Source organism: Streptomyces sp. UNOB3_S3 (assembly GCF_020740895.1).
Taxonomy (GTDB): Bacteria; Actinomycetota; Actinomycetes; order Streptomycetales; family Streptomycetaceae; genus Streptomyces.
The window spans coordinates 1-8,965 of record NZ_JAILXP010000301.1 but is presented as its reverse complement, the minus strand read 5'-3'; the positions used below and the strand labels follow the sequence as shown (position 1 = coordinate 8,965).

General features: G+C 72.0%; 9 protein-coding genes. 4 read left to right on the top strand and 5 right to left on the bottom strand.

Annotated features, from left to right (window positions below; all coding sequences use genetic code 11):
- Positions 1 to 280 precede the first annotated feature (280 nt).
- Positions 281 to 973 carry a metal-dependent transcriptional regulator gene (locus tag K6I33_RS26510; protein WP_126915571.1) on the bottom strand — a complete coding sequence of 231 codons (693 nt, stop codon included), beginning with the start codon at positions 971 to 973 and terminating at the stop codon, positions 281 to 283.
- 220 nt (positions 974 to 1,193) lie between these two features.
- Between K6I33_RS26510 and K6I33_RS26505 the strand changes: the two genes are divergently transcribed.
- The gene (locus K6I33_RS26505; RefSeq protein WP_229357052.1) at positions 1,194 to 1,949 is read left to right on the top strand and encodes an SIS domain-containing protein; all 756 of its coding nucleotides are present in this window, start codon (positions 1,194 to 1,196) and stop codon (positions 1,947 to 1,949) included.
- 228 nt (positions 1,950 to 2,177) lie between these two features.
- Here K6I33_RS26505 and K6I33_RS26500 read toward each other — a convergent pair whose 3' ends face one another.
- Together K6I33_RS26500 and pdxH are read right to left on the bottom strand one after the other, a co-directional pair.
- On the bottom strand, positions 2,178 to 3,548 hold the full coding sequence (locus K6I33_RS26500; RefSeq protein WP_374285872.1) for a PAS domain-containing protein: 1,371 nt from the start codon (positions 3,546 to 3,548) through the stop codon (positions 2,178 to 2,180).
- A gap of 395 nt (positions 3,549 to 3,943) precedes the next feature.
- Positions 3,944 to 4,579 (bottom strand): pyridoxamine 5'-phosphate oxidase, encoded by a 636-nt coding sequence (gene pdxH / locus K6I33_RS26495; protein WP_275126775.1) that lies wholly within the window; start codon positions 4,577 to 4,579, stop codon positions 3,944 to 3,946.
- A gap of 579 nt (positions 4,580 to 5,158) precedes the next feature.
- On the opposite strand from pdxH, the gene K6I33_RS26490 reads away from it, so the two are divergent.
- Together K6I33_RS26490 and K6I33_RS26485 are read left to right on the top strand one after the other, a co-directional pair.
- Positions 5,159 to 6,259 carry a citrate synthase 2 gene (locus tag K6I33_RS26490; RefSeq protein ID WP_229357051.1) on the top strand — a complete coding sequence of 367 codons (1,101 nt, stop codon included), beginning with the start codon at positions 5,159 to 5,161 and terminating at the stop codon, positions 6,257 to 6,259.
- A gap of 148 nt (positions 6,260 to 6,407) precedes the next feature.
- Positions 6,408 to 6,932, top strand: a complete 525-nt coding sequence (locus tag K6I33_RS26485) for a hypothetical protein (RefSeq protein WP_229357050.1) — start codon at positions 6,408 to 6,410, stop codon at positions 6,930 to 6,932.
- Positions 6,933 to 6,984: 52 nt separating this feature from the next.
- On the opposite strand, the gene K6I33_RS26480 is transcribed toward K6I33_RS26485, so the two are convergent.
- Complete coding sequence (locus K6I33_RS26480) at positions 6,985 to 7,812, bottom strand: VOC family protein (protein WP_229357049.1); 828 nt, start codon at positions 7,810 to 7,812, stop codon at positions 6,985 to 6,987.
- A 120-nt stretch (positions 7,813 to 7,932) separates the two neighbouring features.
- Complete coding sequence (locus K6I33_RS26475) at positions 7,933 to 8,364, bottom strand: ester cyclase (protein ID WP_229357048.1); 432 nt, start codon at positions 8,362 to 8,364, stop codon at positions 7,933 to 7,935.
- 92 nt (positions 8,365 to 8,456) lie between these two features.
- On the opposite strand from K6I33_RS26475, the gene K6I33_RS26470 reads away from it, so the two are divergent.
- Positions 8,457 to 8,965 (top strand): TetR/AcrR family transcriptional regulator C-terminal domain-containing protein (locus K6I33_RS26470; RefSeq protein WP_229357047.1); only part of this gene is annotated, 509 nt, incomplete at its 3' end.

Sequence of the window (8,965 nt, the reverse complement as noted above, 5' to 3'; positions counted from 1 at the left end):
GGGGAGAACGGGGAGGTGGGGTCCCGGCCGCTCGTGAGGGCGCCGGGGCCCCTTTCCGCGTCGGCTCCCGTGGCTTCCATGGCTTCCGTGTCGACGCCGGTCCGCCGGCCCCATCCCAGCCCTCCCCCCGGTCGGCTGCGCGCGCATATGCGTTTCGGCACTCAGCGCCAGCGTGGCACGGCTCGGCCCCGGGCGCGCCGATTCCGCCGCGGCTCGGCAGCTTTACGTAAGGAGGTATACGTACCCGGCGCGGCCGGGCCGTGCCCGGTGTCGAGGCAGGTCAGCGCTTGGCGACGAAGACATGCGCGGCGATGTCCGCGGCCAGCTCGGCGGCCTCGCCACTGCTGCCCACCATCACTCCCCCGGGCGACTCCGTCACACTGACCACCGCGCCCGGCTGCACCCCGGCGCGACGCAGCGTGTACATCAGCTGGGCGTCGGTCTGGATCGGCTCGCCGATGCGGCGCACGACGACGGTCTTGCCGTCGGTGCCCGGCTCCAGATCCATCAGGCTGACCATGCCGTCATTGAGGAACGGGTCGGCCTCGGCCTTCTCGCCCAGCTCCTCCAGGCCCGGGATCGGGTTGCCGTACGGCGACTCCGTGGGGTGGCGCAGCAGCTCCAGCACCCGCCGCTCGACGGCCTCGCTCATCACGTGCTCCCAGCGGCAGGCCTCGGCGTGCACCTGCTCCCACTCCAGGCCGATCACGTCGACCAGCAGGCACTCGGCCAGCCGGTGCTTGCGCATCACACGGGTGGCCAGCTGGCGGCCCTCCTCCGTGAGCTCCAGGTGCCGGTCGCCCGCGACCGTGACCAGGCCGTCGCGCTCCATGCGGGCCACGGTCTGGCTGACCGTCGGGCCGCTCTGGTCGAGCCGCTCGGCGATGCGGGCGCGCATGGGGACCACACCTTCCTCTTCCAGCTCGAGAATGGTGCGGAGGTACATCTCCGTGGTGTCGATCAGTCCGGACATGCCGTGCCCCTCGATAAGTCGTGCGCTGGCCCTGGACTCAATTCTGACGCATGGGACCGACAACGGGGCCGCCCACGCCTCCGCCCGCCCCGTCCGTATTGACAGCGCCCCGGTCCAGCACGCAACGTGATCCGCGCCACGAGAGTACGCCCCGGGCACGCACCGAGCGGATATGTCGAGCCAAGTCCAGCCAAGTCGAGCGCGAAGGAGCCCCGCAGCGATGAGCGAGAGCGAGCCGGCCGGGCAGTTCTTCGACGCCGCGATCGGCCTGCTGCGGCGGGTGCGCGACGAGGAGGCGGGCCCCGTCGCGGACGCCGGGGCCATGATCGCCGCGACCGTGGCGGACGGCGGCCGGGTCTTCGTCTTCGGCGCCGGGCACTCCTCGCTCCCCGCCCAGGACGTCGTCTACCGCGCCGGCGGGCTGGCCCTGGTGAACCTGCTCGCCGTGCCGGGCGTGGTCGGCATCGACGTCATGCCCGCCACGCTGGGCAGCGCGCTGGAGCGGGTGGACGGGCTGGCCGGGGCGGTCCTGGACACCAGCCCCGCGCGGCCCGGCGACGTCCTCGTCGTCATCTCCCTCTCCGGGCGCAACGCGCTGCCCGTCGAGATGGCCATGAACGCCCGCGCCATCGGCCTCAAGGTCATCGGCGTCACGTCCCTGGCCTATGCCGAGGAGACCCGATCCCGCCATGTGTCCGGAACGTTCCTGAAGGACCACTGCGACGTCGTCGTCGACACCAAGATCACGGTCGGGGACGCGGAGCTGACGGCCGAGGGCATCGCGGCGCCCTTCGGGCCCGCGTCCACGGTCGTGGCCAGCGCCGTGATGCAGGCCGTGATGGCCGCGGCGGCCGGGGAGCTCGCCGCGCGCGGCATCGACCCGCCGATGCTGCGCTCGGGCAACGTCGACGGGGGCCATGAGTGGAACGGGCGGGTGCTGGAGGAGTACGGGGACCGGATCTTCTTCCGGTACTGAGTTCTGTGCGGGCGCCTACTGAGTTCTGTGCGGGCGCCGCTGTGCGTTCGTTCGTTCGTGGCGGGGCCGGGGCGGGACGACGGGCCCTTCCGGGGCTGAGCTCCTCGCGGTGCCTGGTATTGCTGTTCGGGTGCCCTGCATCAGGTCCAGCGGCGAAGAGCTCTTTACGCTCCGGAAGGGCCCGTCGTCCCGCCCCGGCCCCTCCCGCCGTCGTCGGCCGCTGCTCGCTCACCCCGTCGTGGCCACCGCCAGGTCGATCGAGGCCGCCACCCGGGAGGCGATGTCCTCCGCGTAGATCGCGTCCGCGCGGTCGAAGGCACGGCGCGAGCCGCCCCGCAGGAAGGTGACGACGCCCACCGTCCGGCCCCGGCTGCGCAGGGCCGTGGCCAGGGCGTGGCGGGTGCCGTCGGGCCATTTGCGGGTGGCGGCCCAGTTCTCCGTACGGTCCGCCGCCGCCCGTACCGAGCCGCAGCGTTCGACCGCCTGGAGCGCCGGATGCCCGTCCAGGTACGGCACCGGGAGGCCGCCGGGGGAGGCCGGCGGGCCCTGGCCCGGCGCCCAGGCGGGCGTCGCCGCGGCGCGGATCAGCCGGATCGGCCCCTCCGGGACCGGCCGGGGCTCGGGCAGCAGGTCGATCAGGGCGTGGTCGGCGAAACCCGCGAGGGCGAAGTCCATGTAGAGGGCCGCAGCCTCCATGGGGTCCTCGCACTCCGCGACCGCCCGCCCCGCCCGGTGCAGCTGGCTGCTCCGGAAGCGCAGCCGGGCGCTCTCCTGCTCCGCCAGCCGGGCCTTGGTGACGTCCAGGAACAGCCAGGCGACGCCCAGGGGGACGGGTTCCTCGACCAGGGGGGTGGCCAGCCGCAGGAAACCACTGCGCCAGCAGCGCCGTTCCGGTACGGGCGAGGGGCCGCCGCCGTGGTCGCGGACGGTCACCCACAGCTCGGTGGGCGCGGGCGGCGCGCCGGCCGCCAGGACGTGCTGAAGCGCGCCCTCGACCTCCTCCACGCCCTGGTCGAGCAGTTCGCCCAGGGGGCGGCCCAGCAGGGCCGTGCGGCTCGTCCGCAGGGCGCGGGCGGCGTGGGCGTTGGCCAGGGCCGGGCGCAGGTCGGCGTCGACCAGCACCACGCCCCAGGACGCGTCGCCGAACAGCGCCTCGCTCAGCGCGACGGACCGTTCCAGGTCGATCTGGGTGTGCACCTCGCTGAACGCGCAGTACACCCCCGCCGGTCTGCCGTCCGTGCCGGGCACGGCGGAGGACTGGACACGGACGAGCACCCGCCGGCCGTCCTTGGTGAGCAGCGCGAACTCGTCCACCTGACGGCCCGCCGACTTCATCACGCCCAGCAGCCGCCCGGTGACCTCCTCGGCGTCCGCCTCGCGGGCGGCCCAGCCGCCCAGGCCCCGCCGGCCCACGGCCTCGTCGGGCGTCCAGCCGAGTATCCGCTCGGCCTCGCGGTTCCAGTGGGTGACGTGGCCGTCGGCGTCGAACGCGCACAGCGCCGCGTCCATGCCGTCGAGAAGCGCCGCCAGGAGGTCGTGGTCCTCGCTCTCCGGGCCCGCCCGGTGGCCGGTGGGGCCGGGCTGGTGTGGAGCCGTCACGAGATACCCCCCGCTGGACGTGTCCGCGTGCCCTGCAAGTCCTGCACGTCCGGCATTCAACTCGACCCCGGCGCACCCCACACCGTCTTCGCCGAAATCGATGCCCAAGGAAATCCGGTTGCCCGGGCCGGGCAACCGTTCCTAGGCTGTGGGGCACACGAGAAGGGAGGTGGTTCGGGACATGATTTCTTTCCGGACGCGTGAGGTGACTGCGGGCTAGCGCCCGTCGTCGCGTTCCTACGCAGCGCCGGCTGTGCCGGCCAATCCCAAGCAGTCACCCGGTCCGTGGGCCGCCGAGTCGTCCGCTCGGCACCGTCGCTCCGCCGCCAGGCGGAGGGCGGTAGCAGCCCACGGGCCGTCTGCGTTTTCGCCTGTGCTGTTGTGCCGTGTTGGTCTTATGGGCACAGGCGGTCCACTCGCCAGCCCGTTTTCGCGTCGCGGATGTATTTGAGGCGGTCGTGGAGGCGGTTCTCCCGGCCCTGCCAGAACTCCACCGTCTCCGCCGTCACCCGGAAGCCGCCCCAGTGCGGCGGCACCGGCACCGGCTCACCCTCCGGATGGCGGGCGGCCATTCGCTCGTACGCCGCGTCCAGTTCGGCGCGGGAGGCGACCACCGTCGACTGCTCGCTCGCCCAGGCGCCGATCTGCGAACCGTAGGGGCGCGCCCGGAAGTACGCGGCGGTCTCCTCGGGCGACACACGTTCGGCCGTACCGGTGACGACGACCTGACGGGCCAGCGGATACCAGGGGAACAGCAGGGAGACATGCGGGTTCTCCGCGATCTCCCTGGCCTTGCGGGAGTTGTAGTTGGTGTAGAAGACGAAGCCCCGCTTGTCGTACGCCTTGAGGAGCACGGTCCTGGAGCTGGGCCGTCCGGCGGCGTCCGCCGTGGAGACGATCATGGCGTTGGGCTCGTGGAGTTCGCTCGCGGCGGCCTCGGTGAACCAGTGCGCGAACTGTTCGTACGGACCGGCCGTGAGCTCCGCCTCGGACAGGCCCGCGGAGCGGTAGTGCGCCCGCATGGCGGCCAGATCGTGCTGGAGATCGAACGCGAGTCCGTACTCGAGCCCGTCATCGCTGTCGTAGGCGTCGTCGGATGTGTAGTCGTCGGCGTGGGACACGTGCACATCTTGCAGCACGGGGCGGCCGGCGCCGCGGGTGGACGGTCGCTCCTGCCCGGATTTCCGCTCCGTAACCCTGTCACCAGCGGAAAGTTCGGTGTGCCGGACATCACCTTCCCCGCAAGCCCCGAACCCCCCAAAATCACCGGTGGACAGCTGTGGCTTCCCGGCAGCTCCGGCTATCGTGTCCGGCCCCGGTCCCGGCACCGTACTTCTGCGGAGGCCGGGTGATGTCCGGGGTGAAGTACGGCCGCACGGGGCATGACCGGGTAGACCGGAACGGACCGCGAGCCGCGCACGCTGCCGCGTACCCGCGCCGGCACTCCTACCGGAGCGCAGCACCCCACCGGAAGCACCACCCCCACCGGAAAGCAACAGACGCAAGCCCAACCCCTTTGACCTCGTCCGACCCATGGCCGGACCTCCGGGGACCCCGGACGGTCGGCCGGTCGGCAGCCGCTTGTCGCACACATCATGAGGAGCCGCCTGATGTCCGACTTCGTCCCCGGACTCGAAGGAGTCGTCGCGTTCGAAACGGAGATCGCCGAACCCGACAAGGAAGGCGGTTCCCTCCGCTACCGAGGCGTCGACATCGAGGACTTGGTGGGCAACGTCTCCTTCGGCAACGTCTGGGGGCTGCTGGTCGACGGCGCCTTCAACCCCGGGCTCCCGCCGGCCGAGCCGTTCCCCATCCCCGTCCACTCGGGCGACATCCGCGTCGACGTGCAGTCCGCGCTGGCGATGCTCGCCCCCGTCTGGGGCCTCAAGCCCCTCCTCGACATCGACGAGGCCACCGCCCGCGACAATCTCGCCCGGGCCGCCGTGATGGCCCTGTCGTACGTCGCCCAGTCGGCCCGCGGCCAGGGACTGCCGATGGTGCCGCAGAAGGAGATCGACACGGCGGAGACGGTCGTCGAGCGCTTTATGAAGCGCTGGCGGGGCGAGCCCGACCCCAAGCACGTCAAGGCCGTCGACGCCTACTGGACCTCCGCCGCCGAGCACGGCATGAACGCCTCCACCTTCACCGCCCGCGTCATCGCCTCCACGGGCGCGGACGTCGCGGCGGCCCTGTCGGGCGCGGTCGGCGCCATGTCCGGCCCGCTGCACGGCGGCGCGCCCTCCCGGGTCCTCGGCATGATCGAGGAGATCGAGCGCACCGGCGACGCCGTCGCCTACGTCAAGGGCGCCCTCGACAAGGGCGAGCGCCTCATGGGCTTCGGCCACCGCGTCTACCGCGCCGAGGACCCCCGCGCCCGCGTCCTGCGCCGTACGGCCAAGGAGCTGGCGGCCCCGCGCTTCGAGGTCGCCGAGGCCCTGGAGAAGGCGGCCCTGGAGGAGCTCCACAACCGCCGTCCCGACCGGGTGCTGGCCACGAACGTCGAGTTCTGGGCGGCGATCGTGCTGGACTTCGCGGAGGTCCCGGCGCACATGTTCACCTCGATGTTCACCTGTGCCCGCACGGCGGGCTGGAGCGCGCACATCCTGGAGCAGAAGCGCACGGGGCGTCTTGTACGACCGTCGGCCCGCTACGTGGGCCCGGGCCCCCGCGACCCCCGCGAGATCCCGGGTTACTCGGACATCAAGGGCTGAGCCCAGGCCGGCCGGGGCGCCGCACGGCGCCCCGGCCGCCATGCGGCGGGTGTCGCCACGCCCGCGCTGAGCAGCCGCGTCGCTCGTGCTGCCCCACCGCTGAAAACCACATGCCGCGGCGACCCGGGTTCTGCCAGCCTGGTGAACCATGACTGCTTACGATTTGTTGCTCATCGGTGGTGGAGCGGGAGTCGGAAAGACCAGTGTCGCCTGGGAGATGTCCGTGGCGTTGCAGGGTGCGGGGACCGCGCACTGCCTGATCGAGGGGGACTTCATGGACCAGATCCATCCGGCCCCCGCCGGCGACCCCCACCGCACAGCGATCACGGAACGGAACATCGCCTCCGTCTGGTCGAACTACGCCGCTCTCGGCCAGCGTCGTCTCATCTACACCAACACGGTGAGCATCCTGGAAGAGCCGATGATCAGCCGGGCGATGGGCGGCGGGAAGGTCAGAGCCACCCGTGTCCTGCTCACGGCCGAGGAGGCCACCGTGAGGGAGCGGCTCGCCCAACGGGAAATCGGATCCCAGCTCGCCGCCCACATCGAGCGGAGCCTGCGCATGGCACGTCATCTGGAGGAGAAGGCCCCGCCGGGCACCGTCCGCATCCCGACGGACGGCCTGTCGGTCCAGGCCGTCGCCCTCCACGCCCTTCAGGCCGCAGCTTGGTAGACGGATGTCGGTAGATGGATGTCGGTAGACGGCGCGGTCCTGGTCTCATCGGTCAGCCTTGGCCCCCGGCTTCCCCCTGAATCACCCCGAACGCCGCCCCGAACGGGTCGCGGAACATCGCCGCCCGGCCCACGCCCGGCACGTCGACCGGCGGGATGAGCGTCTCGGCGCCTCGCTCCGCGGCCGCCGTCGCCACGCCGTCGCAGTCGCGGGTCGCGAAGTACGGGTGCCATTCGGAGCGTGAGCCCGACGCCAGGTTCTCCGGGAGCAGCTGCATGATGGCGCCGTGCTGGGCCTCCCCGCCGGCTCCGGCGGGGGAGACGGGGGAGACGGGAGAGACGGAGGAGCGGATGACGGCTAGGACGTGGGTGCCGACTTCGATCTCCCAGCTGGTGTCCCAGGGGAAGACCGCGCCGTAGAAGGCCTTGGAGACGGCCGCGTCCGTGCTGTACAGCTCGGTCCAGCACAGCGCGCCGGCGGTGTTGATCGCGTCCAGGGAGTCGACCTCGCGCGGCTGCCAGACGGCGAAACGGGCGCCGGTCGGGTCGGTGAACCCGGCCGCCCGGCCCGCCATCAGGACGTCGTGGGCGGGGAAGCGGACCGTGCCGCCCGCCTGCTCCACGGCCTTGGCCGTGGCCTCGGCGTCCACGGTACGGAAGTAGATCTGCCACTCCCCCGCCGCCTCGGGCTCCGCCGACGGGCCGCAGCTCGCCACCACCCTCCCGGCCAGCCGGAACAGCCCGAACCCCCGCTCCTCCGGGCCCACGGGCTCGTACGTCCAGCCGAAGGCCGCCCCGTAGAAGGCGGCGGACTCGGCGGCGTCCGGGGTCGTGAGGCCCAGCCAGTTGGGCCCGCCCGGTACATGCGTCGCTGTGAGCAAGACGTGCTCCTCGTCCTCGGTCGGGAGATATCCGGCCGTCCGGTCGTCAGGTCGTCCGGCGCTCCCTCAGCATGCCCACCTGGGGCCCCGACGAGCCCCCTGCGCTCGCTCAGTCCGCCGTCAGTCCTCCGTCGGCCAGTCCCAGCCCAGCTGGAGGAACATGCCGAGGCGGTCGCTCACCGCGCGTATCTCGGAGATCAGGCCGTCCCTGAGCGTGAAGATCCATATCTGCTCCACCTCGAACGAACGGTGCGTCGGCTCCGGCATCCGGGGGTGGTGACCCGTGTGCGTGCCGGTGACGATCAGCCGGGCCACCACCGTATTGCCCTCGGCCACGAGCTGCTGGGGAGCCATCCTGCCCGCGCCGAACGCCTCCAGCTGCTGCCGGAAGCCGTCGAAAGCCGCACCCGGCTCGTCCGGCTCGCCATAAATGATCTTGTTGTGATCGATGACGTCGGCCGCCATGTAGCGCGGGAAGTCGGCGAACCGCCGCTCGTTCAGCGCCTGGAAGAAGTCCAGCACGTCATCCTTGTTGGCTCGCTCCACGCTCATCCCCGTTCACCCATTCTTACGTCGTAAGAGTTCGTCGACGACCACTCTGCCCTTACGATGTAAGAAAGTCAACGCCGAGCGAAGGCCGATCCATGACGAGCAAGCGGACCCGAGGCGAACGTGCGGGCCTGACCAGGGAAATCGTCCTGGACGCCGCCCTGGGGCTCATCGACCGCGAGGGGCGCGCGGCGCTGACGATGCGCCGGCTGGGCGCCGAGCTCGGCGTCGAGGCCATGACCCTCTACCACCACGTGCCCAACAAGGACGCCCTGCTGGACGGCCTCGTGGAGCGGGTGTTCGCGGAGGCTCTGCCGTTGCCCGGGAACGGCGAGGCCGAGGTGACGGACTGGCGTGCGTTCCTGCGCGCCTACGCCGGTTCCCTGCGCGCGGCCCTGCTCCGCCACCCCGGCGTCCTCCCCCTGGTCACCGGCCGCCCCGCCGTCACCCCCGCGACGCTCGACGCCGTCGAGCGCGGGCTGCGCACCCTCACCTCGGCGGGCTTCGCCCTGGGACCGGCCGTCGACACCCTCAACGCCCTCTCCCTCTTCGTCGTGGGCCACACCGCCGCCGAGGCCGACGCCCGCCCCCCTCAGCCCTCCAC